The sequence below is a fragment of the Arthrobacter rhizosphaerae genome, assembly GCF_023062595.1.
GTDB classification, from domain to species: domain Bacteria; phylum Actinomycetota; class Actinomycetes; order Actinomycetales; family Micrococcaceae; genus Arthrobacter; species Arthrobacter rhizosphaerae.
This window is the reverse complement of the sequence record NZ_JALLAN010000001.1, coordinates 94,014-120,667: the sequence shown is the minus strand read 5'-3', so window position 1 is coordinate 120,667 and position 26,654 is coordinate 94,014. Positions and strand designations below refer to the sequence as shown.

Sequence of the window (26,654 nt, the reverse complement as noted above, 5' to 3'; positions counted from 1 at the left end):
GGATCTGTTTCTCGTTCATAAAATCTACCAGCGCCTCGCGCTGGCGGGTTCCCAGGCCCTTCACCCTTCTCGAGGCGGCAATCCCCAATTGCTGCAGAAGGTTGCGGGCCGTCACTGCGCCAACGCCAGGCAGTGATTCAAGGAGTTCGGTGACCCTCAGCCTTGCGATCGCGTCGTCCTGGGTTGCTGCGGTGAGGAGCTCATTGACGGAAAGAGTGCCGGCCTTCAGCTGCTCCTTGGCGGCGGCGCGTGCGGCCCGGGCGGCGGCGGCCTTGTTCAGGGCCGCCACCCGTTCCTGTTGCGTCAGTGCCGGGAGGCCCATCAGGCGGCCCGGAGGCCTTCAAGGGTGGCAAGCGCAGCGTCGCGCAGGGACGTGAGCCCCGGGCCCGCTTTGAGGATGTCCCGGCTGGATGTCCCCAGGACTTGCGCGTACGCCGTTCCGAACGTTCGGCGAAGGTCCGCTGCTGTGGCACCCTGGGCACCGAGGCCGGGAGCCAGAATGGGACCCCGGACCGAGGCGAGGTCCAGGTTGAGGCTGGACAGGGCGTTGCCCACTGTTGCGCCAACAACCAGGCCAACAGAGCCCAGTGCCCCGCCGTAACGATTGTTCTCCTCTGCCGCCGCTTCGACGATGCGGCGGGCGACTGAATCGCCACCACCCACGTGCTGGACCGAGGCACCTTCAGGATTGGAGGTCAGCGCCAGGACAAAGACGCCGCGCCCGTGTTCGGCCGCAAGATCCAGGGCTGGCCGCAGGGACTCGAAGCCAAGGTAGGGGCTCAGGGTCACCGAGTCGGCCGCAAGCGACGAGCCGTCCCGCAACCAGGCATCGGCATATGCGGCCATGGTGGATCCGATGTCACCGCGCTTGGCGTCGGCGATGGTAAGCACTCCCTCGTCCCGCGCCACGGCAAGAACTTCCTCAAGCACAGCAATGCCTGCCGAACCGTGGCGCTCGTAGAGTGCCACCTGAGGCTTGACCGCGGCAGCGAGCGAACCGACCGCCTCCAAAACCGTCAGCGAAAACCGCCGCAGGCCGGCGGCGTCGTCGTCCAATCCCCAGCTCTTCAGGAGGGCGGGGTGCGGATCAATACCGACGCAGAGCGGGCCGCGCTGGGCCATGGCCTGGCCCAGCCGGGAGCCAAAAGACTCCCGGCTGGCCGTGGTTGCTGCCTCTGCCTCAGGCATTCTTCGCTGCTGCTTCCTCGGAATCTCTGGTTTGCGACGCAAACAGTGCGGCTGCATGCTCCTGCAGGCTGGTCACCGACCACTCATATGTCCGCAACGCCTCGATGGCCTGGACTGCTGCATTGAACTCGGCGACGGTGGTGATGCAGGGGATGCCGATGGACGTTGCCGCGGCGCGCAGTTCGTAGCCGTCGCTGCGGGCTTCGCCGCCGGAAGGCGTGTTGAAGACCATGTCGATCTGGCCGGCAATGATGAGATCGGCGATGGTGCCTTCGCCCTCGGCGCTGCTGCCTTCAGCCACCTTGCGCACAGGTGTTGCCTGGATTCCGTTGCGGCGCAGGACATCGGCGGTACCACCCGTGGACACAATCTCGAAGCCGAGGTCGGACAGTCGCTTGACGCCCATGATCACCGAGCGCTTGTCCCGGTTGGCCACGGAGACAAAGATCTTGCCTTCGGTGGGCAGGGCGTTGTTGGCGGCTGCCTGGCTCTTGGCGAAGGCAGTGTCAAAGTGCTTGTCGATGCCCATGACTTCACCCGTGGAGCGCATTTCCGGGCCGAGCAGCGAATCCACAACCGTGCCCTCCGGCGTCCGGAAGCGGCTGAACGGCAGGACTGCTTCCTTGACGGAGACGGGAGCGTCCAGTGGCAGCGTGGAGCCGTCACCGCTTTCCGGCAGCATTTTGTAGGCGCTGCGCAGTTGGTTGATGGTGACGCCGGTACCGATCAGTGCGGCAGCCTTCGCCATCTGCACTCCGGTTGCCTTGGACACGAACGGCACGGTGCGGGAAGCGCGCGGGTTGGCTTCGAGCACGTACAGGACGTCAGAGGCCAGCGCGAACTGGATGTTGATGAGGCCGCGGACACCCACGCCCTCGGCGATGGCACGGGTGGCGACCCGGACCCGCTCGATCACGTTGTTGCCCAAGGTGATGGGAGGCAGCACGCAGGCAGAGTCGCCGGAGTGAATGCCGGCTTCTTCGATGTGCTCCATTATGCCGCCGAGATACATGTCCTTGCCGTCATAGAGGGCATCGACGTCGATCTCGACGGCGTCCTCGAGGAAGCGGTCAATCAGCACCGGATGATCGGGGGTGATTTCCGTGGCGTTCGCAATGTAGCGGGAGAGGTTGGGTTCGTCATAGACGATTTCCATCCCGCGGCCGCCCAGGACGTAGGACGGACGCACCAGCACCGGGTAGCCGATTTCGTCGGCGATCTTTTTGGCGTCTTCGAAGGAGACGGCGGTGCCGTTCTTCGGCGAGATCAGGCCCGCTTCGTCCAGCACCCGGCTGAAGGCACCACGGTGCTCGGCGAGGTCGATCGCTTCCGGAGACGTGCCGAGGATGGGGACACCGGCGTCGGCAAGCTGCTGCGCCAGTTTCAGCGGCGTCTGGCCACCGAGCTGGACGAAGACGCCCATGACTCCGCCAGTGCGTTCTTCTGCAGCGATGACTTCGAGGACGTCCTCGAGGGTCAGCGGCTCGAAGTACAGCCGTGTGGAGACGTCGTAGTCAGTGGAAACAGTCTCGGGGTTGCAGTTGACCATGACGGTCTCGTAGCCGGCCTTGCGCAATGCCATGGAGGCGTGGACGCAGGAGTAATCGAATTCGATTCCCTGGCCGATGCGGTTGGGGCCGGACCCGAGGATGAGGATGGACGGCTTGGAGTGCAGCGCCACCTCGTCCTCTTCGTCGTAGGAGGAGTAGTGGTACGGGGTGTAGGCGGCGAATTCAGCGGCACAGGTGTCCACGGTCTTGTAGACCGGGCGGATCCCGAGCGCCTGCCGGACGCCCCTGACTACGGCCTCTGAATTGTGGGTCAGGCTGCCGATCTGCTCATCGGAGAAACCGTGGCGCTTGGCCCGCTGGAGCATCTCCTGCGTCAGCGCGGTGGAAGTGCGGATCTCGCGGGAGATTTCGTTGAGCAATTGCAGCTGGTCCAGGAACCAGGGGTCGATCTTGGTGGCCTCGAAGAGTTCCTCGACACTCGCGCCGCCCAGCATGGCGCGCTGGACCTGGTGGAGGCGCTCCGTGGTGGGCCGCTTGGCCTTTTCGATGAGTTCCGGAACTTCCCATTCAGGGACCGAGCTGAAGTCCAGCTGCGAGCCCTTCTGCTCCAGGGACCTCAGGGCCTTCTGCAGCGCTTCAGTGAAGTTGCGGCCCATGGCCATGGCCTCGCCCACCGATTTCATGGTGGTGGTCAGCGTGGGGTCAGCGGCCGGGAACTTCTCGAAGGCGAACCGCGGGACCTTCACCACAACGTAGTCCAACGTCGGCTCGAAGGAAGCCGGAGTCTTCTGTGTGATGTCGTTGGGGATCTCGTCCAGGGTGTAACCGAGCGACAGCTTGGTGGCGATCTTTGCGATCGCGAAACCCGTCGCCTTGGAAGCCAGGGCGGAGGAACGGGAGACGCGGGGGTTCATTTCGATGACCACCACCCGGCCGGTGTCCGGCTCGATGGCGAACTGGATGTTGCAGCCACCGGTGTCCACGCCTACTTCCCGGATGACAGCGATGGAGATGTCGCGCAGCCGCTGGTATTCACGGTCGGTGAGGGTCAGCGCCGGGGCAACGGTGATGGAATCACCCGTGTGGACGCCGACCGGATCGAAGTTCTCGATGGAACAAACAACAACGACGTTGTCGTTCTTGTCCCGCATCATTTCGAGTTCGTATTCTTTCCACCCGAGGATGCTCTCTTCGAGCAGCACCTCACTGGTGGGGCTGTACTGCAGGCCCTGGCCGACGATCCGCAGCAGGTCGCCCTCGTTGTAGGCGAGCCCGGAACCGAGGCCTCCCATAGTGAAGGAGGGGCGGACCACCATCGGGTAGCCAAGGTCTTCCGCGGCCTTGAGTGCTTCGTCGATGGTGTGGATAATGTGGCTGCGTGCTGATTCGGCACCGCAGCGCTCCACAACGCCCTTGAATTTTTCGCGGTCTTCGCCGAGTTCGATGGCAGCGATGTTCGCACCAATGAGTTCGACGTTGTACTTCTCCAGTACACCGTTTTTGTCCAGGGCGATGGCGGTATTCAACGCCGTCTGGCCGCCAAGGGTTGGCAGGACCGCGTCAGGGCGTTCCTTCGCGATGATCTTCTCCACCACCTCGGGGGTGATGGGCTCGATATACGTGGCGTCGGCGAACTCGGGATCCGTCATGATGGTGGCGGGGTTGGAGTTGACCAGGATAACGCGCAGGCCCTCCTCCTTGAGGACACGCAGTGCCTGGGTGCCGGAGTAGTCGAATTCAGCGGCCTGGCCGATGACGATCGGGCCGGAACCGATGACCAGGACGCTCTTTAGGTCAGTTCTCTTGGGCATTACTTGTTGTCCTCAGTCTTGTTTTCGTTAACGTTCTGGGCGTTGGCAGCAGCGGCGTCTTCGGATCCCGCTGCCTCCGAACCTTCAGAGAGATTGGCCGTTTGGCCGTCCCGCTGGCCGGCCATCAGTTCAATGAAACGGTCGAACAGGTACGCGGCATCGTGCGGACCGGCGGCAGCCTCGGGGTGGTACTGAACCGAAAACGCCGGAATGTCCAGGCACGCAAGGCCCTCGACGACGTCGTCATTGAGGCTGACGTGGCTGACCTCAACACGCCCGTAACGCTCCTCGGGAGCCATGGTGGCTCCGTCCAGCGGTGCGTCGACGGCGAAGCCGTGGTTCTGCGACGTGATCTCGACCTTGCCGGTGCGGCGGTCCATCACCGGCTGGTTGATGCCGCGGTGGCCGTACCGGAGCTTGTAGGTGCCAAAGCCCAGGGCCCGGCCCAGGATCTGGTTGCCGAAGCAGATGCCGAAGTAGGGAAGCTTTTCGTCCAGGACCGAACGCAGCAGTTTGACCTGGTTGTCGGCTGTCGCGGGGTCGCCGGGGCCGTTAGACATAAAGAATCCGTCCGGGCTGACAGCGTTGACTTCCTCGATCGTGGCCGTGGCAGGCAAAACATGGACGCGTACGCCGCGTTCCGCGAACCGCTTGGGAGTCATGGCCTTGATGCCAAGGTCGATGGCGGCAATGCTGAAGAGCACGTCGCCTTCCCACCCGTGGTCCTTGGGCTCCACGACGTAGGCTTCCTCCACGCTGACTTCTTCAGCCAGCCGTGCTCCCTCCATGGGAGCACTTGCCAGCACCTGGTCCAGGAGCTCCTTGTCCGTGGCGGTGGCGGCGTCGCCGGAGAAGATGCCGGCGCGCATGGTCTTGTGTTCGCGCAGGTGGCGCGTGATGGCGCGGGTGTCCACGCCCTGGATGCCGACGATGCCCTGCTCGATCAGTTCCTCGTCAAGGCTCCGCTCAGAGCGCCAGTTCGAGGGACGGCGGGCGGCGTCGCGCACAATATAGCCAGCCACCCAGATCCGGCGGGACTCGGCGTCGTCGCTGTTCACACCCGTGTTGCCGATGTGCGGCGCGGTCTGCACCACCAGCTGGCGAGCGTACGACGGATCCGTGATTGTCTCCTGGTAGCCCGTCATGCCCGTGGCAAAGACCGCCTCGCCGAGCGCGGTACCCTGGGCGCCATAACTGCTGCCGCGGAAAATCCGTCCGTCCTCCAGTACCAGGGCGGCACCGGTGGCTTTCGAAATCGCTTCTGTTTCTGTCACTTCTGTTGCCGTCACGTCTTTACTTTCCACTATCGGCATCTGCCTGGGGGCCTGCCGGGATTAATTCTTGAAATGCCTTGAGAAGCGCTGTCTTATCTTCAGCGCGCCGGGTTCGGAACCCGGTGTCCAGTTCGTGGTCGCCCAACATCCAGCTGATGACGAGCAACCCGTCCTTTTCAACGAATTTGCCTGCCATCCCGTTGTCGAGCCGGATACCCGTGAGCTTGGCGGCGGGGATAAACAGCGGGCCTGCCCCGGCCCGCTCGAAGAGCGCGCCCTCAGGGTGCGCCTGCAGGACCGCGTTGGTTCGGATTCCCAGCCCGTGAACCGCGATACGGTCCAGCCAGTCGCCGGCCGTTGTGGTGGTTACGTACTGACCCTCGGCTTTGGTGATTGCGGCGTCCAGCCGGGCAGGGACGGCAGGCAAAGGTTCGACGTCGGCCTGGCGGCGACGGCGGTTCCGCCAGCCGATCCCGATCATCACGAAGATGACGGCCGCCACGGCGAGCATCCCGATTCCGGGCAGTATTTTGTCCATCAGAGGCCGCTCACTGGACCAGCGGCCTGAACCGGGTGCTGCACAGCGGCAGCGCGGTACGGGGTGTTCAGCTTGCCGTCGAGAACAGTGGGGTGGCCCTTGAAGAACGTTGCCACCACTTTGCCCGGCAGTTCCCTGCCGGCAAAAGGCGAATTGCGTCCCATAGTGGCCATAGCGGAGGGGTCAACCGTCCACCGCGCTGCGGGGTCCACCAGAATGATGTTCGCTGGTTCGCCTGTTTCGAGCGGGCGGCCCTGATCTGCCAGCCGTCCGATGACCGCCGGAGCCGTGGAGGTGACCCTGGCGAAATCGGACCACGACATCAGCCCCGTCTCGATCATGGTCTGTTGCACCACGGAGAGGGCAGTTTCCAGGCCGGTCATGCCCATGGCAGCCTGCGCCCATTCACATTCTTTGTGTTCGCTGGGGTGCGGAGCGTGGTCTGTACCCACGACGTCGATGGTGCCGTCGGCAAGTGCCGCGCGCAAGGCCTGGACGTCCGCGTCGGTGCGCAGCGGCGGGTTCACCTTGTACACCGGATCATAGCTACGGACCAGCTCGTCCGTCAGCAACAGGTGGTGCGGGGTGACTTCAGCCGTGACGTTGATCCCGCGGGCCTTCGCCCAGCGGATGATCTCAACAGACCCTGCCGTTGAAACGTGACAGACGTGGAGCCGGGATCCGACGTGCTGGGTCAGCAGCACATCGCGGGCAATAATGCTCTCCTCGGCAACGGCCGGCCAGCCTGCCAGTCCGAGGACTGCGGAGACGTCGCCTTCATTCATCTGGGCGCCCTCGGTAAGCCGGGGTTCCTGCGCGTGCTGGGCAACGACGCCGTCGAATGCTTTGACGTATTCCAGGGCCCGGCGCATCAGCACTGGATCATGGACGCAAAGGCCGTCGTCGGAGAACATCCGCACCTGCGCACGGGAATCAGCCATGGCGCCCAGCTCGGCGAGCTGCTCGCCGGCGAGTCCGACGGTAACGGCCCCTACGGGACGAACGTCCACCCAGCCCGCTGTCTGGCCAAGGCTATGCACCTGCTCTACCACTCCGGCCGTGTCTGCCACGGGCGTGCTGTTGGCCATGGCATGCACAGCGGTGAAGCCGCCCAAAGCCGCAGCCCGGGTTCCTGTTTCCACCGTTTCAGCATCCTCGCGGCCCGGTTCCCGCAGGTGCGTGTGAACATCCACCATGCCCGGCAGTGCCACCAGGCCATCGCCCTCAATGACAGTGGCGCCATCTGCGTTGATGTTGACACCCCGGTCCACGATGAAGCCGTCCCGGATGAGGAGGTCTTCCTTGGCACCATCGAGAATTGCGGCACCCCGGATGAGATATGCGCCGTTGTTGCTGACCATCAGTTGCTCTCCTTGCTCAAATTGGCGGCTGGTTCGCGGGTTTCCCCGGAGAGCAGCAAGTACAGGGCAGCCATCCGGACGGACACACCGTTGCGCACCTGTGAAAGTACGGTGGAACGGTGCGAATCGGCAGCGGCTGCGGAAATTTCGAGTCCCCGGTTCATGGGACCCGGGTGCATGATGATGGTGTCCTTGAGCCCTATACGGTCAAGCGTACGGAGCCTGTTGTCGTCGAATCCCCACCGGCGGGAGTATTCCCGGGTTGAAGGGAAGAATGAGGCATTCATCCGCTCGCCCTGGACACGCAGCATCATGACCGCGTCGACGCCTTTCTCAAGGGTCTCATCGAGGTCATAGCTCACGCTGCAGGGCCATTGCTCGACGCCGATGGGCAGCAGGGTGGGGGGCGCCACGAGGGTGACCTGCGCTCCCAGCGTGCGGAGGAGCCATACATTCGACCGCGCGACTCTGGAGTGCAGGACATCGCCGGCAATGGCGACGCGCATGCCCTTCAGGTCAGCCCCCGTTGAAGGGAGTCCGCCGAGTTTGGCCCAGTGCCGGCGCATGGTGAACGCGTCCAGGAGTGCTTGGGTGGGGTGCTCGTGGGTACCGTCGCCCGCGTTGATCACCGCGGCGTCAATCCAGTCCGTCGCGGCCAGGCGGTGCGGTGCGCCGGAGGCCCAGTGACGGATGACGACGGCGTCGGCCCCCATTGCAGCCAGGGTCTGCGCCGTGTCCTTCAGTGACTCGCCCTTGGACACCGATGATCCCTTGGCTGCGAAGTTGATGACGTCCGCGGAGAGCCTCTTGGCTGCGGCCTCAAAGGAAATCCGGGTACGTGTGGAGTCTTCGAAGAACAGATTCACCACGGTGCGGCCACGGAGCGCCGGGAGCTTTTTTACTTCCCGCTCTCCTACGGCGGCCATCTCTTCGGCAGTGTCCAGAATGCGTTTTGCGTTATGCAGGCTGAGATCCTCAGTGGACAGGAGATGCCTCATGCGCCTGCCTCAATAACGACCTCGTTGATGGGTTCGCCATCCCGGGAATCAGTTTCTTCGAGCCGGACGCGGACTTTCTCGGCAGACGAGGTGGGCAGATTCTTGCCCACGTGATCGGCCCGGATGGGCAGTTCCCGGTGTCCGCGGTCGATGAGGACCGCAAGCCGGACAATCCTGGGGCGGCCAAGATCGATGATGGCGTCCAGGGCTGCACGGATGGTGCGTCCTGAGTAGAGGACGTCATCTATGAGCACAACAACCTTGTTGTCGATTCCCGTGAGCGGAAGCTGAGTGGGATATGGCGGCCGGGTGGGCTGATGCGAAAGATCGTCCCGGAACATAGTGACGTCAAGTTGGCCAACGATGGCGGCAGGATCGACGTCGGGATCTGCGGCGGCAATTTTCTGCGCCAGCCGGACCGCGAGTGGATAACCCCGCCGCGGGATGCCAAGAAGCACCAGATCCCGGGAGCCTTTGTTGGACTCGAGGATCTCATGGGCGATACGAGTGAGTGCACGGTCAATGTCCGCCTGGTTGAGTACAACCCTGGCGGGCACGGGTGCCTGTGTGACAGAAGCCAACGCTCGTCTCCCCTTTCCCCGCCTCACGGGACGGAATTAAAAAAGGAACATTTGCCCTCCAAAATTACCACACCGGCTGCCGGCACCTTGCCCGTCAGGCAGTGTCCCTCCCCACAGCCCAAGCGCCTTCCGGGTCATTCGACGCCTGCAGTTACCGTCTCTGCGACTGGCTGTCTGCGCATCGTCCCTGGAGCCCCTAGGCTTTTAGGCATGACCAGCAATCAGCCGTGGCAGGATCCCTCCGGCCAAAATCCCCATGCGCAGCAGGTTCCCTTCAGGGCAGAAACGAACCCGACGTGGATGGGAAGGGTCCAGCCGCAGAACTATCGGCAGGCCCCGGCCAACCCTGCTGGAGCCTTCAGCCCGGTCATTCCGCCAGCGTTGCCGGTGGAGTCCCGGCGCCGTGCCTCTGCCGGGGTCCTGGGAGTCGTGCTGGCGTGTGCGGCTGTGGCCTTCATGGGCCTGTTCCTGGTCCTCCCCTTCCTGGTGGGCAACACCGGAATTGCAGGTTTTGTGATTGGGCTTGTGGCTTCGCTGATTCCCTTGGGCGCCGTCCTGCTGGCAGTCGCTGTCATAGACCGCTGGGAACCTGAGCCCAAGCGGCTGCTTATTTTCGCGTTTATGTGGGGCGCGATTGGCTCAATTTCCGTCACCCTGCTCATCCAGCCCTATTTCCCGCTGATTGCGCCTCCACCCGCGGGAATGGACTTTCTGACATTCGCGACGACAGTCAGGGCCCCTGTGGTGGAGGAGTTTGCGAAATCCCTCGGGCTGCTCCTGCTCCTCTTGCTGGCCCGGAAGCATTTTGATGGTCCCGTGGACGGCATCGTGTTCGCCTTCACCATTGCCGGCGGCTTCGCTTTCACTGAAAACATCCTCTACTTTGGCCGGGCCATTGCTGAGTCCAGCGACCCCGGCAGCGACCTCGCCCGCGTATTCTTCCTCCGCGGCGTGATGTCTCCCTTTGCCCACGCGATTTTCACGGGTGCTACCGGCCTCATCATGGGACTCGCTGCCCGCCGCTGGCACCATGGACTGTCCGTCCTGGGCTTCGTCGTTGGGCTCATCCCGGCGATGATCCTGCACAGTCAGTGGAACAGCATGGGGCAGAACTTCCTCGCGCAGTACGTCTTCGTACAAGTGCCCATCTTCGTGTTGGCCATCGTCGTCGTGATCCTGCTGAGGGTTGCCGAGAACCGACTGACGCGGCAGCGCCTGCTGGAGTATGCGGCCGCTGGATGGTTCACGCCCCCTGAGGTGGCCATGCTGGCGACGGCAAGCGGACGCCGGTCAGCCATCCGCTGGGCGAAGAGTTTTGGTCGTGGGCACCAGATGAAGGCCTTCCTCCGGGCTGCCACGCAATTGGCATTCACGCGCCAGCGGATCCTCAGCGGGCGTGACGTCCAGGGTCACCAGCATGATGAGCAACGTCAGTTGCGCGACATCGTCGCCTTGCGGGCTGCAGCCGCGGGCTGAGTTTCCGCATCAGTCGATGCATCAAGCGGGCAACTACTGCATGAAGCGTGCCACGTACCACCGCTGCCACGGCGTCTCGACGGCTCGGTGATCGTAGTGCCTCCGCACGTAAGCGACCGCGTCTTCCGGCTGCACCCCGTCCAGGACTGCGAGGCAGGCAAGGGCGGTCCCGGTTCTTCCCCGCCCTCCCGGGCAGCCGATCTCAACGCGGATCGTGGCTGCCTCGGCCCAGACGTCCTCAAGGGAGCGGCGGGCGGCGCGCTTATCAGCGGGCAACCCGAAATCCCGCCATCGCAGCCATCGAGTGGTCCAAGGCATCGGCGCTGGTTCCTTACCCATGAGGTAGAGGCCCAGCTGGGGAAGCTGTCCGTCCGGCAACTGCGCCCGTAGGGAACGGCCCCTGATGGAGCGTCCGCTCGGCAGCGTCAGGACGCCTGGGGCTTGCGGGTCCCATGGCTCGAACATCACTCCATCGTAGAACAGCGCCGAGGCCTGATCAGATTGAAAAGAGCTGACGGGAATCCTTGTGCCCACATACCGTGGACCTACATTTGAAGGAGGGGATCACTCGCAAGGGGAAGGGTACGGGTCATGGAGGACGTTCTTGTTACCGGCGGTTCCGGCCATCTGGGCTCGGAGGTTGTACGGCTGCTCCTGGAACGGGGCGATAAAGTGCGGGTATTGTCCCGAAGCCAGCGGACCAACCCGGACGTGATGAACATCCGGGGCGACCTCGCCACCGGTCAGGGTATACGGGAGGCAGTCTCAGGGGTGCGCACGATCGTTCATGCCGCAACCATGTCGCCGGCAGCACAAAGGGGCCGTTTCCTGCCGATCGACTTCGTGCGGAGTCCCGGGGACGTAGACGTGGAGGGGACACGCCGCCTCCTCCATGAGGCAAAGAGCGCCGGTGTTGAACACTTCCTGCTCATCTCGATCGTCGGCGTCCAGGAGTCCAGGATTCCCTATCTCCGGAGGAAAGCGCAGGCCGAGAACCTGGTTAAGAGCTCGCCCCCTCCCCTGGTCGATCCTTGCAGCGACCCCGTTCTACTGGCTCCTGGAGCGGCTCCACGACCAGATGGCGAAAAAGCGCCACGTGGGGAAGAAACGCCTCTGGCCGGTCGCCTCTGGCCTGACCATGCAGCCCGGGGATTCAGCCGAGTTCGCTCGCTACGTCGTTGAGACTGTGGCGGCGGGGCCCAGTCAAGATTGGCCGTGCTTCGCCGGGCCGGAGGTACTGACCCAAGGGGAAATTGCCCGCCAATATCAGGCCGCGCGCAATATCGAGTGCAGGACCGTTGAGTTTCCGCTACCCGCCATGGCTGTCCGGGCGGGCGGACCCCAGACCTGTCCCCAAGGCCGTCTCGGCTCCACGACCTGGGCGGAGTGGCTCGCCCGGCATTAGAGACAGAAAAGCCCCGGCCAGGGTTTGAACTTCTCAGTTACCTGGTCGGGGCTATCCGGGATGTGCAGCGGGCTAAGCCAGGAGAGAAGGCTTTAGCTGCTGCAGCCGGCCCAGAAGGCCGTTAATAAACGACGGCGATTCGTCCGTCGAAAGCGTCTTAGCCAACGCCACCGCTTCGCTTACAGCAACGCCGTCGGGGACGTCGTCGTTGTAGAGCAGCTCCCACGTGCCGATCCGCAGAATGATCCGGTCCACCGAGGGCATCCGCTCGAGGGTCCAGCCCTGGGAATAAGTTTCCAGGAACTCATCGATGGCGCTCTGGTGTGAAACCACACCCTCAACGATTTCCAGCGTGTAGGGATTGATGATCTGGTCAGTCTTTTCGCGTCGTGACCTCAGGACGTCAAACGCTGAAACGGAACGCTGCTCCGCCTCGAAAAGTACATCAAGAGCCCTGTTCCGGGCTTTACCGCGTGCACTCACTAGTCGTTGACCCGGCCAAGGTAGCTACCGTCACGGGTGTCGACCTTGACCTTGGTGTTGTTCTCCACGAAGAGCGGAACCTGGATCTCGTAGCCGGTCTCCAGGGTGGCCGGCTTGGTTCCGGCTGAGGAGCGGTCGCCCTGCAGGCCCGGCTCCGTGTAGGTGATTTCAAGAACAACGCTCGGGGGAAGCTCAATGTAGAGCGGGGTGCCTTCGTGGATGGCGATGTTCACCATCTGGTTTTCCAGCATGAAGTTGGTGGCGTCCCCCACGGTGGCACCCGTTACGGTGATCTGGTCGTAGTCCTGTGTGTCCATGAACACAAAGTCAGCGCCGTCCTGGTACAGGTACTGGTAGTCCCTACGGTCCACTGTGGCTGTTTCGATCTTAAGCCCGGCGTTGAAGGTCTTGTCCACAACCTTGCCGGACATAACGTTCCGCATCTTGGTGCGGACGAACGCGCCGCCCTTGCCGGGCTTTACGTGCTGGAACTCGATGATGTTCCAGAGCTGGCCCTCCAGCTTCAGGACGGTACCGTTCTTGATGTCGTTAGTGGTTGCCACTGATTTCCTCTGGTTTCTCTGTGACTGGTTCTGGCTGCCAGCCGCTTATGCCAGGCAGGCACGCCAAAACGGCCCGCCAGCGCGTATTTATCAAAAATCCAAAGACCATTCTACCGGTACAGCGGACCCGCCGGGTTCTGGCGCCTTAACAGGCCATATCCAGGACGTCCCGTGCCCGCTGCAACGCCACTGTGGAGCTGTAGATCAGCGCAGCGTCCGCCGCTTCCGCGACGCGAAGGTCCAAGGCCTTGGCGAAGGCGTCCACGGCCGATGCGGTGTTACCCGCTGCGTAATAGGCGCGCCCCAGATGCTGCAGCAGGACGGCTTCCCGCGGGGTGCCTTGCACCTCCGCCAGCAACTGCTTATACAGCTGAATGGATCGGTCGAACCGGTTTGAAACGCGTAGTACCTCGGCCTCGAAAGTCCGCAGGCGGAAGGATTCCGGATCCTTGTAGCGTGCTTCGGCCAGTAACTCGGCAGCATCAGCGGGGTGGCCCTGCGCGAGCAGCACGAAGATCCTGTCGGAAGGGTCCGTGGATGCAGCCAATGCTGTTTGGCAAAGTTCCTCGTCGACGATGTGGGGAGTCAGGGTGTCCGGGTTGATTTTGATCCCGGGAAAACCTGCATCGGGCCACTCGCTGGTTCCTCCAGTTACCGAATACATCAGGAGGCAATCTCCTGGTAGGCGGCAAAGAGCAGGGAGGTGTCAGGGACCTCAAGTATTCCTGGACGCCCGACGCCGTCGAGCACCACAAAGCGCAAGAGGTCACCGCGGGATTTCTTGTCCCGGCGCATGCCGTCCAGAAGCCCTTGCCACCGGTCCCGGCGGTACGTCACAGGCAGGCCAAGCGTCTCAAGGATGCTGCGGTGCCTGTCGGCATCCGCGTCGCTGAGCCGCCCGACGCTGCGGGACAGTTCGGCGGCGAACATCATTCCCACAGATACGGCCGCGCCGTGCCGCCAGGAGTACCTCTCCACGAGTTCAATGGCGTGGCCGAGGGTGTGTCCGTAATTGAGGAACTCCCTGGACCCGGATTCCTTGAGGTCCTCTGACACGACTTTCGCTTTGACTGTGATTGCCCGCTCGATGAGTTCACGGAGCACTGCCGACTCCGGATCAGTGACCGCCTCCGGGTCCTTCTCCACCAGGTCAAGGATGGTTGGGTCTGCAATGAACCCGCACTTGATGACCTCGGCCATCCCGGAAATCATCTCGTTCCGGGGAAGGGTGCTCAGCGTATCAAGGTCCACCAGGACGGCGGCTGGCGGATGGAAGGCTCCCACCAGGTTCTTTCCCTCAGCGGTGTTGATGCCCGTCTTACCACCCACAGAGGCATCCACCATGCCGAGGAGGCTTGTGGGCATGTGTACAACCTTCACGCCGCGCAGCCAGGTTGCTGCAACGAATCCGGCAAGATCGGTCACGGCTCCCCCACCAACGGCAACGATGGCATCGGAACGGGTGAAATCGTTCTGTCCCAGGACCTGCCAGCAGAAAGCGGCAACCTGGATGTGCTTGCCTTCTTCGGCATCCGGAATTTCAGCGGTGAGAGAGGTAAATCCGGCAGCAGCCAGCTCATCACGCACGGTGTCGCCAGTCAGCCTAAGAGCGCGCGGATGGATCACAAGGACCCTCTTCACCCGCTCCCCCAGCACCGCGGGGAGTTGACCCAGCAGGCCACGGCCCACAACGACGTCGTAATTCTCCCCGGCGGACTGGCCGGTGACTTTGATGACGGTTGATTCGTTACTCACTGCTCAACTTCCTCTTTCAAGGCTACGTTTTCGGGTACAGCGGGTGCCGCGGCCGTTTCCTTCGCGATTGCTGCCGCCCCTTCGGGCAACTCGCGCAATGCTTCCTCCAGCTGCCGCCCCAGCTCTGAAACAGAACCGTGCCGCACGTCAAAGACCAGATCAGCGAGACGTTCGTACACCGGGCGCCGGGTAGTAAAAAGGTCCATCCAACGGCTCATCGGGTCGCCGGCCAGAAGCGGGCGGCCGGAGTTCCTGGCGATACGTTCCGAAACCGTTTCCGGATCACATTCCAGGTACACCACCGTGCAACGGGCCAACAGCTGCTGGGTGCCGGAATCCAGCACCGCTCCCCCGCCCAGTGAGATAACAGTGGGGGTCGCGATGGCATCCTCGATCACCCTGGCTACCGTTCGGGCTTCAATCTCCCGAAAGGCGTGCTCGCCGCGGCCAGCGAAAATATCCGCGATGGAGCCATGATTTTCAACAATCAGGGCGTCCGTGTCGACGAACGGCGCACGCAGCTGCTTGGCGAGCTGTTGGCCGATGGCTGTCTTGCCAACAGCCATCGGTCCGATCAACGCAATGGGCCCGGGAATACTCAACCGGGCTCCCTTACCGACCGGCACTACTGGCCGATCGTGTCCAGGGCCGCCGGGATGCTGTCCAGGTAACCCTTGATGTTGCGTGCAGTTTCAGCCACTGAGTCTCCGCCGAACTTTTCCGCGACGGCCTCCGCGAGCACCAGGGCCACCATGGCTTCAGCGACCACCCCGGCAGCCGGAACAGCGCAGACGTCAGAACGCTGGTGGTGGGCCTTCGCCGCCTCGCCGGTGCTGACGTCAATTGTCTTGAGGGCACGCGGCACAGTGGCAATCGGTTTCATTGCGGCACGGACCCGGAGCACATCGCCGATGCTCATGCCGCCCTCGATCCCGCCTGCGCGATTGCTTGTGCGGATGATTTTTCCGTTGGTGTCCCGGACAATTTCATCGTGGGCGGCCGAACCCCGGCGCGCCGCGGTCAGGAAACCGTCTCCAACTTCTACGCCCTTAATTGCCTGGATGCCCATGAGAGCCGCCGCGAGGCGGGAATCAAGGCGACGGTCCCAGTGGACGTAGCTGCCCAGTCCCGGCGGCAGCCCGTAGGCGAGAACTTCGACGACGCCCCCGAGGGTTTCGCCTTCCTTGTGGGCAGCATCCACTTCGGCCACCATGGCGTCGGAGGTTTCGCGGTCAAAGCAGCGAAGAGGGTCCGCATCGAGTGCAACAACATTAGCCGGAAGCGGCAAAGGCCTGCCTTCGGGAACTGAGACGCTGGCGATGGCAACAGTGTGGCTGACAAGTTCAATGCCGAGTTGCTTGAGGTATTGCGAGGCGACAGTGCCGAGGGCAACACGAGTTGCTGTTTCGCGGGCGCTGGCGCGCTCCAGAACCGGGCGGGCCTCATCGAAGCCGTACTTCTGCATGCCGGTAAAGTCGGCGTGGCCAGGGCGCGGCCTGGTCAACGGGGCATTGCGGGCCTGGTCAGCCAGCAGTTCGGCGTCGACGGGATCAGCCGACATGATCTGTTCCCACTTGGGCCACTCGGTGTTTCCGACCTGGACGGCGACGGGCCCTCCCTGGGTCAGACCGTGCCGGACTCCACCGAGGATCGTCACCGCATCCTGCTCGAACTTCATCCGGGCACCCCGGCCATAACCGAGGCGGCGGCGTGCCAAGGAGTCGGCGATCTGACCGCTTGTGAGTTCAACACCTGCGGGAACGCCTTCGATAATTCCGACCAAGGCCGGACCATGGGATTCACCGGCAGTCAACCAACGCAACATATCTTCCATCCTGCCACGTATGGCGGTTACAACACCCGTCGGGGTGCCCCGACTGAGTCACACATCACATCTATGACTTTCTCATTGACATCGGCGCCGCGACCGGTGAAGAGCCGCACTTGTTCGGCCGCCTGATAGATCAACATCTCAAGTCCAGGGACCACCCGGCCCCCCGCGTTCTGCCACGCTGCGGCAATCCGGCTCGGCCACGGATCGTACGCGGCGTCCAGCAGGACGCCGTCGGCCGAGAGCCCGCCTGCGCTTAGCTCATCAGCCAAAGCATCGGCGCCACGGGGCGGCAAAGTAGAAATCACGACGTCGGCCGCGGCCACAGCGGACCCGGCCTCCGAAAAGGGAAGCACCCGGATCTCCAGGCCAACGCCCGCTGAGGCTGCCTTGACCTCAGCCCCACGGTTCACGTCACGGATAAAGACATCAGCTGAGGCAGCACCGAGGTCTTTCAAAGCCGCGACGGCGGCGGCAGCTGTCCCGCCCCCGCCCAGGATCACTGCAGACGGCGCCGGGGGGCTGCCGGCATGACGGACCGCATTGACGATGCCGGCGACGTCTGTGTTGTAGCCGATTCTGCGGACAACTGGCCCGTCAGCTTCGAACACCACGGTGTTCACCACCCTGAGGATCTGCGCGATTCCACGAACCTCATCCACTTCGTGCAGCATGGCTGATTTCAGCGGCATGGTCACGGAAAGACCCCGCCAGTCCGGTTCGGAACGAAGGGCGGACATGAACGCTGGAAGTGCATCTTCGGTGACATCAATAGCTGAATACGAGATGTCCTCGCCCAGCAGGGCGTACGCCGCGCGGTGGAGCGCCGGGGACTTGGAGTGCGAAATCGGGTGTCCCAGTACTGCAGCCAGGTGGCTCATACGCAGCGGCCCGCATTGGCAGCACACCATTCGTTGTACTCCTCGACGTAGACACTGTGCTCGGCCAGGGTCTTCGAGAACTTGGTTTCCTTGGTGTCCAGATTAATGGTCACCCAGTACAGATAGTCGTTCGTCTTGGGTTTGGCAGCAGCGTCAATGGCGGTTTTTCCGGGTGAACCGATTGGCCCCACCGGCAATCCGACGTTGGCGTAAGTGTTGTAAAGATTCGACTTGTCAGCCTTCTGCTCTTCACTGATGTGGAAGCTTTTGATGCCCAGTCCGTAGGTGACAGTCGCGTCGGACTGAATCAGCCCGTTGGTCTCTGTATTGTTCGGCTTCAGACGGTTGTAGATAGCACCTGCGACGTCTCCATACTCGGCCTGCCCGCCTTCAGCCTGGACAATGCTCGCTACGGTTACGACGTCGTACTGCTTGTCGGGATCCGTGACGCCCTGCGCCTTCAGCTCGTCGGTTGTAGTGGAGACAAGCTTCTGCACTATGTCCTTGGCGGCCGTGCCAAGCGGGAAGCGGTATTCGCCGGGGGCAAGGAAGCCTTCAAGATTCTTTGCCTTGGCGCTGACGCCGAATTGGGCGGGGGAATCGCTAAGTGCCTTCAGTTCAGGCTCAGGTATTCCGGATCCCTTGGCAATGGCGGAAAGTGATTCATTAACCCGAAGTCCGGCACTCAGGGCGAAGTACATCACCTTGCCTTGTTCCTTGCCCACCAGGATAGCCACCGCATCGGTGTTCTTCATTTGCTGGCGGAAGACGAAGTCGCCCGGGCTGAGGGTCCCGCCGTCGGCCTCAAAGGCTGACGCGAAAGTGTCTGCGTTGGCAACGACTTTCTCGCTTTCGAGCCTCGTGGCTACGGACCGTACACCCTCTCCAGGCTGCACCGTGACGCTTACCTGGCCGGTACCCGGCCCGGGGTAGTCCGCTACCTTGTCCATTCCCAGCAACGGTTTCAGGAACTGAGCGCCGACCACTAACGCGGTAACGAAGACGGCAAGCGTGAGCAGCAAGGCGAGAAAGCGACGGCGTCTGCGGACTTTCTTTGACGGGCCCTTCTTCACGATCGGGGCGTCAGCGAACAGCGGGTGACCATGCCCGTCCAAGTGATGGGCATGCTCATGCTCGTCCAGCACGTGACTGTGCTGGTCCAGATGGTGGACCACGTCATCCACGTGATGCCCGTGCCCATCCAATCCCTCGCTGTGGACATGGTGTGTATCGGCCTCAAGATGGTCGTCGAACTCGTGATATCCGTGATCACCATGATCAGCCAAGGGCTCCGGCAAGTGCGTGGAGTGAGATCCATTGTGTGTTGCCGGCAACTCTCCCACGGTCACCAGCTCATGCCGCTCCTCGTGGGGAAGGGGCTCCTGGTACACCGGCTCCTGGAAGACAGGCTCCTCGTGGTGCACCGGCTCGTGGTGCACCGGAACCTGGAAGACGGGCTCCTCGTGGTGCACCGGCACCGGCTCCGGGAACACGGGTTCCGGGTGGTAGGTGGGCTCGTCCTGGACGGATGGCGGCTCAGGTGGCGCTGCGGGAACCTGCGGACTCTCTACAGGAGGAGCCGGCACTTCGGGTAAGGGTCTGCTGGGAGGATCTTCAACGTACGCCTGAGGCGGCACGGCGTCCTGGCTCTGTGTTGCCAGCAGCTTCTCGCGGGCTCGCAGTTCCTTGCGGGTCAGGGGGCGTCCGAGGTCACTGAAAGCATCACCTGAGGACTCGTCACGATCGACCGGGCTCACTGTAGCCTTCCATGTTCTGAAGCTTGCTCGTTTTCTCCAGGAACTGTCCTCGCAGCGTCCCCCGCTGTGGTGTCCCCGGATTGCCCCGCACGGGAAACCGCATAAACGCGGCTTCCAACGTCCGTTCCCCTGGCCTTTTGCATATCAATTGCGTGCTGCAGAATACCTGCCGCCGCAACCTGATCAACCACTTTACGGTGGTTACGGCTGCTCATGCCAGCCGCGTGAAGGTTGCGGTGTGCCGTCACCGTGCTGAGTCGCTCGTCAATAAGGCGCACCGGGACCTCGAATCCGGCGTGTTCCAGAGCCTCCACCAGGAGTCCTGCATAGTCCTCTGCCATACGCGCAGAGGCATGTTCCTCCCCCTTGAGCGTCCGGGGCAAGCCAACGAAAATCTCCACTGCCCCCAATTCTGCAGCGAGACCGGCGAGGATCCTCACGTCGATGTTCTTCTTGGCATTCCGTTCCAGTGTCCTTAGCGGTGTAGCCAGGATCCCGTCGCGGTCGCAGACAGCGACGCCGACACGAACCGTGCCGACGTCCACCCCCAGCTTGATGCCCCGGGGGTAATCGCCGCCTGCTGCTTCCTGATTCATTGGCAGCTGCTACCGCCTTGAAATGGCGTCCACGACGGCGGTCAGTGCGGCCTGGACCTTACCGGCGTCAGTGCCGCCGCCCTGGGCTACGTCGTCCTTGCCGCCACCGCCGCCGCCGAGGATTCCTGCAGCGAGGCGTACCAGGGCTCCAGCCTTGATTCCGGCCTCGCGGGCTGCCTCATTGGTGGCGATCAGAATGATGGGGCGCTCGTTGCTGACGCCGGCAACTGCGACAGCCGAAGCTGCAGAACCGAGGCGGGTGCGCAGGTCGAGTGCCAGGCCCCGGAGATCGTCGGCGCCACTGACCTGGCCGGCGTCGTGGGCGATAACGTTGATTCCTGCCGCATCCTGGGCCGTTCCGACGAGCTGTGCAGCCGCCGCCGTCAATTGCCCCTTGCGGAGCTTCTCAAGCTCTTTCTCAGCGGCCTTAAGCTTGGCCAGCGTGCTCGCGATACGGTCCGTCAGCAACCCGGACGGGACCTTGAGCATTTCGGTCAGCTCGGTCACGAGGGCGCGCTCCGCGGCGAGGTGCCGGAAAGCTTCCATGCCGACAAAGGCTTCAACGCGCCGGTTTCCTGAACCCACCGACTGCTCGCCCAGCAATGACAGGCTGCCGATGAGAGAGGTGTTGGGAACATGGGTTCCGCCACAAAGCTCACGGGACCAGGCGCCGTCGATCTCCACAACACGGACTTCACTGCCGTAGTTCTCGCCGAAGAGCGCCATGGCGCCCAATGCTTTGGCCTCTGCCAGCGGCATGACCTTTGTCTCCACCTGGAAGTTGTTCCGGATGGCGATGTTTGAGACTTCCTCGATCTCGGAGCGCGTGGCTGTGCTGAGGCCTTCGCCCCAGGCAAAGTCAAAGCGGAGGTAGCCAGCCTTGTTGTAGGAACCACGCTGGACGGCTTGCGGGCCGAGAATCTGGTGCAGTGCTGCATGGACAATGTGCGTTCCGGTGTGAGCCTGCTCCGCCGCATGGCGCCGCTCCCGGTCCACAGCCGCACGGACGAGGGCGTCTGAGCTGATTTCCCCTTCACGCACGATGGCCTTGTGCACGCTGAGCCCCTTGAGGGGACGCTGGACATCCAGCACCTCGACGACGAATCCGTCACCCGTGATAAGTCCGGTATCGGCAGCCTGGCCGCCGGCCTCAGCATAGAAGGGCGTCTCGCCCAGCACGAGTTCGATCTCGTCGCCGGTAGAGGCCTGCGAAACCTTGGCACCGTTGGAGAGGATGCCCCGGACCCGGGACTCCCCGTCGAGTTCGGTGTAACCGGTGAAGACGGTCTCGCCTTGCGCCAGCAACTCCTGGAAGGCGCTGAGGTCGGCGTGGCCGCCCTTCTTGCCCTTGGCGTCGGCCTGGGCCCGCTGGCGCTGCTCGAGCATGAGCTTGCGGAACTCCGGCTCATCAACCTTCAGGCCGGCCTCTTCTGCCATCTCAAGGGTGAGGTCGATCGGGAAACCGTACGTGTCGTGGAGGGCGAAGGCATCGGCCCCGGACAACGGACGTCCCGCGGCCTTGGAATCCTTGACAGCGTCCTCCAGTCGGGCCGTGCCGGAGGCGATGGTACGCAGGAACGCCTTCTCTTCGGCGTAGGCAATCCGGCTGATCCGGTCGAAGTCTGTCTCCACGATCGGGTAGACGCCCTTCATGGCGTCACGCGATTCCGGCAGCAGGTCAGGCAGGCAGGCTTTTTCGACACCGAGCAGCCTCATGGAGCGGACGGCACGGCGGATCAGGCGGCGCAGAACGTAGCCCCGCCCCTCGTTGGAAGGGGTGACGCCGTCGGCAATCAGCATCAGGGCCGACCTGATGTGGTCGCCCACTACCCGCATCCGGACGTCATCGGTGTGGTGAGGATCCTCCGGCGTCTCCGCGGAGGTGTATTCCTTACCGGAGAGTTGGGCGGCCTTGTCGATGACCGGACGGACCTGATCCGTCTCGTACATGTTCTCGACACCCTGCAGGATCATGGCGAGGCGTTCCATGCCGAGGCCGGTATCTATGTTCTTCTTGGGAAGTTCGCCCACGATGTCGAAGTCGTCCTTGGAGCGGACATTGTCGATCTGGTACTGCATGAACACAAGGTTCCAGATTTCCACATAGCGGTTTTCGTCGGCGATGGGTCCGCCTTCGACGCCATAGGCAGGCCCGCGGTCGTAGTAGATCTCCGAGCAGGGACCGGCGGGGCCGGGCTGGCCCGTGTGCCAGTAGTTGTCAGCCTTGCCCATCCGCTGGATGCGGCTGGCCGGGACTCCGGTGTTCTTCAGCCACAGGTCCTTAGCCTCATCGTCCTCTTCGTAGACCGTCACCCACAGCAGTTCCGGGGGAAGTCCATACCCGCCGTCGTCCAGGCTTGTGGTCAGCAGTTCCCAGGCGAACTTGATGGCGTCTTCCTTGAAGTAGTCGCCGAAGGAGAAGTTACCGCACATCTGGAAGAACGTCCCGTGGCGGGCGGTCTTGCCCACTTCCTCTATGTCGCCAGTACGGATGCATTTCTGCACACTCGTGGCACGGGCGAAGGGGGCTTCTTCTCGCGCTGTCAGATAGGGAATGAACGGCACCATGCCTGCGACTGTAAACAGCAGGGAGGGGTCGCTGGAGACCAGGGATGCGGAGGGAACTGCTGTGTGGCCTTTGCTGACAAAAAAGTCCACCCAGCGCTTTGTGATCTCCTGCGACTTCATGAGTTTTCTACGTACCCTTCTTGCTTCACTGCATTTTGGTTCGCGTGACCGCTTGATCCGCGCAGCTGCCCCATAACGGGACGGCCGATATCTGGTTTTTGGGCTGGCACCGGCCAGCGCCATCCGGCGCTGCCTAGCGCCGGACGATGTCTTCCACTTCGATTCCCAGCGCTGAACGGAGCTCGGATTCGCGTTCCTGCATTCCGCCACGGACGGCGTCCGCAAAGTCGTACAGCCCGTCGGTGAGACGGCCCACCGCCCGGTTGAGCCCTTCGGGCCCCAGGGCGGACTGTGCTTCCGTCACCTTACGGAATGCGATGACACCGATGGCAACTCCAATGCCCATCCAGATAATTCTCTTCATTTTATGTTCTCCGGCTGGATTCAGCGGCTGCGACGGCCGGTTGCGGGCTTCTTGCGGGCAGACAGGGCCGTGCGAACGCCGTAGCTGAACGCAGCAACCTTAATGAGCGGAGATCCGACCGTGGCGGCCACGAGGGAGGAAAGCGCGGAGATGTTCGCCGAGGCGTCGGAGACGTTGGACGAGATACCGTCCACCTTCTTCAGCTGCTGGTTGGTGGTGGAGACGGTCGCAGTGACTTCGTCCATCAGCGGAGTGGCGCCATCGCTGATGGAACGGATGGACGTGCGGACTTCATCGAGCACCCGGCCAAGCTTGAAAATGGGCACAGCGAGCAACAGCACCAGGACTGCAAACACTCCGGCCGCGATCAGGCCGGCAATATCGCCACCAGACATAGACGTTCATCTCCTTCAATACTGTGAATGCTGCGGTACTTCCGAGGCATTGCTGCCGCACTTCCCACGATCTCCTGAGGAGCTCAGGACCTGTGGAACGAAGCTGGCCGCAACCGCGGAACTCCCTCAAGTACCTTACATACAAAGAAGCCCGCGGCGCTTGCCACGGGCTTCTTTGGGTACGCTGCCGAAAATTTAGCGTGCGTAGAATTCGACGACGAGCTGCTCTTCGCAGGTTACGGGAACCTCAGAGCGCTTCGGGCGGCGAACCAGGCGTGCCTGGAGTGCGTCCAGCTTGACGTCCAGGTAAGCCGGGACGATGGGCAGGACGTCGCGGTGGGCGCCGGCTGCTGCAACCTGGAACGGAGGCATGGTCTCGCTGCGGCTGTGAACGTGGACCAGCTGGCCCTCGGCGACGCGGAAAGACGGGCGGTCAACGCGGATTCCGTCAACCAGGATGTGACGGTGGACAACCAGCTGGCGGGCCTGGGCGATGGTGCGGGCAAAGCCAGCACGCAGCACGACGGCATCCAGGCGCATTTCGAGCAGTTCGATGAGGTTTTCACCGGTCAGGCCCTTGGTGCGGCGTGCTTCTTCGAAGGCACGGGTCATCTGTGCTTCACGGATGCCGTACTGGGCGCGCAGACGCTGCTTTTCGCGCAGCCGTACGGCGTAGTCGGAGTCCTGCTTCTTGCGGGCACGGCCATGCTCACCGGGGCCGTACGGGCGGCGCTCCATGTACTTGGCGGCCTTGGGGGTCAGAGCGATGCCGAGTGCACGCGAGAGGCGTGCGGTACGGCGAGCACGAGTGTTGTTAGCCACTTGTGTCCTTCCAATATCTGCGGTGTGTCAGTGTTACTGGCCTCCACGATGGAGAGCATCGGCCAACCGCTGCCTTTTGCTACTGGGCGCAGAGCACACCCCAAATCACACAGCTGAAAGCTGAATCAGGTGGATTGTGCGTCCGTGCCTTGCCAGACAACGAACTATCCTACCACGGGACCGCTGTCACTCGCCGCGGATGATCTTCCTCAAGCGCTCCAGCCGAACGGCGATGTCCCGCTCGGAGCCGTTCGCCGTTGGTTCGTAGTAGTTTCGCCCTACCAGGTCATCCGGAGGGTATTGCTGGGCGGCCACCGAGTGCGGCGCGTCATGAGCATATTTGTAGCCTTGGCCGTGCCCGAGTTGCTTGGACCCCGGATAGTGGGCGTCCCTCAAATGCGCCGGTATTCCATTGCCAAGCCCGGCCCGGACATCGGCGATTGCCTTGTTGATACCCATGTAGGCGGCATTGGATTTGGGGGCAGTCGCCAGGTGAACCACAGCCTCCGCCAGGATGATCCGTCCCTCCGGCATCCCGATGAGCTGCACGGCCTGGGCAGCGGCCACCGCCGTTTGAAGGGCCGTGGGATCCGCCATGCCGACGTCCTCCGCGGCCGAGATAACGATTCGGCGGGCCACAAAGCGGGGGTCCTCCCCTGCCTCCAGCATCCGCGCCAGGTAGTGGAGGGCGGCGTCCACGTCTGAACCCCGGATTGATTTGATGAAGGCGCTGGCGACGTCGTAGTGCTGGTCCCCGGCGCGGTCGTAGCGAACAGCTGCAACATCCAGGGCCCGCTCGGTGTGGCGCAATTCAACAGTGATGACGGAGTCGGCTGCAGGATCGGCGTCGTCGGCATCGCCGAAGGCCACGCCGGCTGCTGCCTCGAGCGCAGTCAACGCCCGCCGGGCGTCGCCCCCGGAAAGCCTCACAAGGTGTGCCCGGGCTTCGTCGCTCAGTTCCACCTTTCCATTCAGGCCTCGAACATCCGTGACGGCCCTGAGCAGCAGCCCCTCAATATCGGCATCGGTGAGCGGCCTGAGAGTGAGCAGCAATGATCGGGACAGGAGCGGGGAAACCACCGAAAATGAAGGGTTCTCTGTGGTGGCGGCAACCAGCACCACCCAGCGGTTTTCGACACCTGGGAGCAGCGCATCCTGCTGCGCCTTGTTGAAACGGTGGATCTCGTCGAGAAACAGCACGGTGGTGGTCTTGTAGAGATCCCTGGCTGTCAGGGCCTCGTCCATCACCCGGCGGACGTCCTTGACGCCTGCAGTGATGGCCGAAAGCTCGACAAATTTCCGGCCGGGGCCCCGGGCGATGACGTGGGCAAGAGTGGTTTTGCCCGTTCCTGGGGGGCCCCAGAGGATCAGCGAACTTGGCCCGGCCGGCCCTGCGGCATTGGTGCCTGCCGCGAGCTGGCGTAACGGCGAGCCCTGGCCGAGCAGATGCTGCTGCCCGACTACCTCATCCAGTGTCCGGGGTCTCATCCGGACTGCTAGAGGGCTGCGTTGCGACGGTGTCTGGCCTCCCGCCCGGGAATCGGGAGTGGCGGAGTCCGCGTCGTCGTCGTCGCGGTCTTGCCCTTGCCCAAAAAGATCATCCACATAGATAGGCTACTCATAGTTTCACCGGACGGGTTCCGGCAAGTGAGCCGTGAAGAAGCCGGGTAATGGACAAGGGGACGCAGCAATGATCGAGAACGGTCCGGCAACCGGACGTCCGGGCGTTGCCATGCGCACCGCCTTCGTTGCAGGCCAACGGCTGGCCGGTTGGGTGGAACGGTTCGAGGCCAGCCACGGTGCTGTTCACATGGCGGAGCTCGACGCCGGCCTGCAGCTCTCCGCGTCCGACGGCGCCGCCGCCCTGTTACAGCCCCCTTGGCCGGCAGATGGACGTCCAGGCAAAGGCGCCGATCCGGTTGCCAGGATGGCCGCGCTTGCCGCACAGTCCCGCAGCCTGGGACTTGTGCTGATCCGCCGCGGAGGCTATGCGGTTGCCGCGGTCCGGGAGGGACGCGTAGTTGTGTCAAAAACCGGGACGCGGCATGTGCAGTCACGGACCGCTGCCGGAGGGTGGTCACAGCAAAGGTTTGCCCGGCGCCGCGCGAACCAGGCTGACGCCCTCGTGGAAGCGGTGGCGGGGCATGCTTCAAGGATTTTCCAGGGACAGGCCATCGAGTACATTGCCCCGGGCGGCGACAGGACCCTGACGGACCTGGTGCTGGGAGAGCCGGTCCTCAAGGAGTATGGACAGCTCCCGCGCCTGGCTTTTATGGACGTTCCGGATCCCCGTGCCGATGTGCTGAAGAAAGCAGCGGCCGATTTTTGTGCCATCAGAGTAGTGGTGTCGGATCCTCCTGGAAGCTAGCTGCGTGT

General features: G+C 63.1%; 25 protein-coding genes and 1 pseudogene. 3 read left to right on the top strand and 23 right to left on the bottom strand.

Annotation, left to right across the window (positions count from 1 at the left end):
* Positions 1–28 precede the first annotated feature (28 nt).
* The 8 genes and pseudogenes from mihF to pyrR all read right to left on the bottom strand — a co-directional run.
* Positions 29–322: pseudogene (mihF, locus tag MU551_RS23435) on the bottom strand (integration host factor, actinobacterial type); the annotation flags it as partial.
* The gene (pyrF, locus tag MU551_RS00580) at positions 322–1,188 is read right to left on the bottom strand and encodes an orotidine-5'-phosphate decarboxylase (RefSeq protein ID WP_247040195.1); all 867 of its coding nucleotides are present in this window, start codon (positions 1,186–1,188) and stop codon (positions 322–324) included. The gene pyrF and the pseudogene mihF, both read right to left, overlap by 1 nt.
* Positions 1,181–4,510, bottom strand: coding sequence for a carbamoyl-phosphate synthase large subunit (gene carB / locus MU551_RS00575; protein ID WP_247040194.1), 3,330 nt, complete (start codon positions 4,508–4,510; stop codon positions 1,181–1,183). Before carB ends, pyrF begins: the two co-directional genes overlap by 8 nt.
* A complete protein-coding gene (gene carA, locus MU551_RS00570) occupies positions 4,510–5,823 on the bottom strand; it encodes a glutamine-hydrolyzing carbamoyl-phosphate synthase small subunit (protein ID WP_247040193.1) in 1,314 nt (437 codons plus the stop codon). The genes carB and carA overlap by 1 nt, the downstream gene beginning before the upstream one ends.
* A complete protein-coding gene (locus MU551_RS00565; protein ID WP_247040192.1) occupies positions 5,804–6,322 on the bottom strand; it encodes a PH-like domain-containing protein in 519 nt (172 codons plus the stop codon). The genes carA and MU551_RS00565 overlap by 20 nt, the downstream gene beginning before the upstream one ends.
* On the bottom strand, positions 6,322–7,683 hold the full coding sequence (locus MU551_RS00560; RefSeq protein WP_247040191.1) for a dihydroorotase: 1,362 nt from the start codon (positions 7,681–7,683) through the stop codon (positions 6,322–6,324). The genes MU551_RS00565 and MU551_RS00560 overlap by 1 nt, the downstream gene beginning before the upstream one ends.
* A complete protein-coding gene (locus MU551_RS00555) occupies positions 7,683–8,681 on the bottom strand; it encodes an aspartate carbamoyltransferase catalytic subunit (protein ID WP_247040190.1) in 999 nt (332 codons plus the stop codon). Before MU551_RS00555 ends, MU551_RS00560 begins: the two co-directional genes overlap by 1 nt.
* Positions 8,678–9,262 carry a bifunctional pyr operon transcriptional regulator/uracil phosphoribosyltransferase PyrR gene (gene pyrR / locus MU551_RS00550; protein ID WP_247040189.1) on the bottom strand — a complete coding sequence of 195 codons (585 nt, stop codon included), beginning with the start codon at positions 9,260–9,262 and terminating at the stop codon, positions 8,678–8,680. The genes MU551_RS00555 and pyrR overlap by 4 nt, the downstream gene beginning before the upstream one ends.
* A gap of 210 nt (positions 9,263–9,472) precedes the next feature.
* Here pyrR and MU551_RS00545 point away from each other — a divergent pair, with 210 nt between their 5' ends.
* Positions 9,473–10,738 carry a PrsW family intramembrane metalloprotease gene (locus MU551_RS00545; protein ID WP_247040188.1) on the top strand — a complete coding sequence of 422 codons (1,266 nt, stop codon included), beginning with the start codon at positions 9,473–9,475 and terminating at the stop codon, positions 10,736–10,738.
* A gap of 33 nt (positions 10,739–10,771) precedes the next feature.
* Here the strand turns inward: MU551_RS00545 and MU551_RS00540 are convergent, their stop codons facing one another.
* Entirely contained in the window at positions 10,772–11,203 is a 432-nt protein-coding gene (locus MU551_RS00540) for a protein-tyrosine phosphatase family protein (protein ID WP_247040187.1), read from the bottom strand.
* Positions 11,204–11,329: 126 nt separating this feature from the next.
* Here MU551_RS00540 and MU551_RS00535 point away from each other — a divergent pair, with 126 nt between their 5' ends.
* Positions 11,330–11,920: an SDR family oxidoreductase gene (locus MU551_RS00535; RefSeq protein WP_247040186.1), complete on the top strand. Its 591-nt coding sequence runs from the start codon at positions 11,330–11,332 to the stop codon at positions 11,918–11,920.
* Positions 11,921–12,215: 295 nt separating this feature from the next.
* Here MU551_RS00535 and nusB read toward each other — a convergent pair whose 3' ends face one another.
* The 14 genes from nusB to MU551_RS00465 all read right to left on the bottom strand — a co-directional run bounded on the left by nusB (position 12,216) and on the right by MU551_RS00465 (position 25,883).
* Entirely contained in the window at positions 12,216–12,626 is a 411-nt protein-coding gene (nusB, locus tag MU551_RS00530; protein WP_247040185.1) for a transcription antitermination factor NusB, read from the bottom strand.
* A complete protein-coding gene (gene efp, locus MU551_RS00525) occupies positions 12,626–13,189 on the bottom strand; it encodes an elongation factor P (protein ID WP_247040184.1) in 564 nt (187 codons plus the stop codon). The genes nusB and efp overlap by 1 nt, the downstream gene beginning before the upstream one ends.
* Before the next feature lie 145 nt (positions 13,190–13,334).
* Positions 13,335–13,853: a tetratricopeptide repeat protein gene (locus MU551_RS00520; protein WP_247040183.1), complete on the bottom strand. Its 519-nt coding sequence runs from the start codon at positions 13,851–13,853 to the stop codon at positions 13,335–13,337.
* Positions 13,853–14,944 (bottom strand): 3-dehydroquinate synthase, encoded by a 1,092-nt coding sequence (aroB, locus tag MU551_RS00515; protein WP_247040182.1) that lies wholly within the window; start codon positions 14,942–14,944, stop codon positions 13,853–13,855. The genes MU551_RS00520 and aroB overlap by 1 nt, the downstream gene beginning before the upstream one ends.
* Positions 14,941–15,510 carry a shikimate kinase gene (locus tag MU551_RS00510; protein WP_247040574.1) on the bottom strand — a complete coding sequence of 190 codons (570 nt, stop codon included), beginning with the start codon at positions 15,508–15,510 and terminating at the stop codon, positions 14,941–14,943. Before MU551_RS00510 ends, aroB begins: the two co-directional genes overlap by 4 nt.
* Positions 15,511–15,569: 59 nt before the next feature.
* A complete protein-coding gene (gene aroC, locus MU551_RS00505; RefSeq protein WP_247040181.1) occupies positions 15,570–16,769 on the bottom strand; it encodes a chorismate synthase in 1,200 nt (399 codons plus the stop codon).
* Positions 16,770–16,795: 26 nt separating this feature from the next.
* Complete coding sequence (locus MU551_RS00500; protein ID WP_247040180.1) at positions 16,796–17,656, bottom strand: shikimate dehydrogenase; 861 nt, start codon at positions 17,654–17,656, stop codon at positions 16,796–16,798.
* Positions 17,653–19,413 carry an endolytic transglycosylase MltG gene (gene mltG, locus MU551_RS00495; RefSeq protein ID WP_247040179.1) on the bottom strand — a complete coding sequence of 587 codons (1,761 nt, stop codon included), beginning with the start codon at positions 19,411–19,413 and terminating at the stop codon, positions 17,653–17,655. The genes MU551_RS00500 and mltG overlap by 4 nt, the downstream gene beginning before the upstream one ends.
* Positions 19,410–20,009 carry a Holliday junction resolvase RuvX gene (ruvX, locus tag MU551_RS00490; protein ID WP_247040178.1) on the bottom strand — a complete coding sequence of 200 codons (600 nt, stop codon included), beginning with the start codon at positions 20,007–20,009 and terminating at the stop codon, positions 19,410–19,412. Before ruvX ends, mltG begins: the two co-directional genes overlap by 4 nt.
* Positions 20,010–20,018: 9 nt before the next feature.
* Positions 20,019–22,697, bottom strand: a complete 2,679-nt coding sequence (alaS, locus tag MU551_RS00485) for an alanine--tRNA ligase (protein WP_247040177.1) — start codon at positions 22,695–22,697, stop codon at positions 20,019–20,021.
* Positions 22,698–22,830: 133 nt separating this feature from the next.
* Positions 22,831–23,061, bottom strand: coding sequence for a DUF6167 family protein (locus MU551_RS00480; protein ID WP_247040176.1), 231 nt, complete (start codon positions 23,059–23,061; stop codon positions 22,831–22,833).
* Between the two features lie 20 nt (positions 23,062–23,081).
* Positions 23,082–23,456 (bottom strand): DUF948 domain-containing protein, encoded by a 375-nt coding sequence (locus tag MU551_RS00475; RefSeq protein ID WP_247040175.1) that lies wholly within the window; start codon positions 23,454–23,456, stop codon positions 23,082–23,084.
* 195 nt (positions 23,457–23,651) lie between these two features.
* Positions 23,652–24,278 (bottom strand): 30S ribosomal protein S4, encoded by a 627-nt coding sequence (rpsD, locus tag MU551_RS00470; RefSeq protein ID WP_247040174.1) that lies wholly within the window; start codon positions 24,276–24,278, stop codon positions 23,652–23,654.
* Positions 24,279–24,464: 186 nt separating this feature from the next.
* On the bottom strand, positions 24,465–25,883 hold the full coding sequence (locus MU551_RS00465) for a replication-associated recombination protein A (protein ID WP_247040173.1): 1,419 nt from the start codon (positions 25,881–25,883) through the stop codon (positions 24,465–24,467).
* Between the two features lie 85 nt (positions 25,884–25,968).
* On the opposite strand from MU551_RS00465, the gene MU551_RS00460 reads away from it, so the two are divergent.
* Entirely contained in the window at positions 25,969–26,646 is a 678-nt protein-coding gene (locus tag MU551_RS00460) for an acVLRF1 family peptidyl-tRNA hydrolase (protein ID WP_247040172.1), read from the top strand.
* Positions 26,647–26,654: the final 8 nt, after the last annotated feature.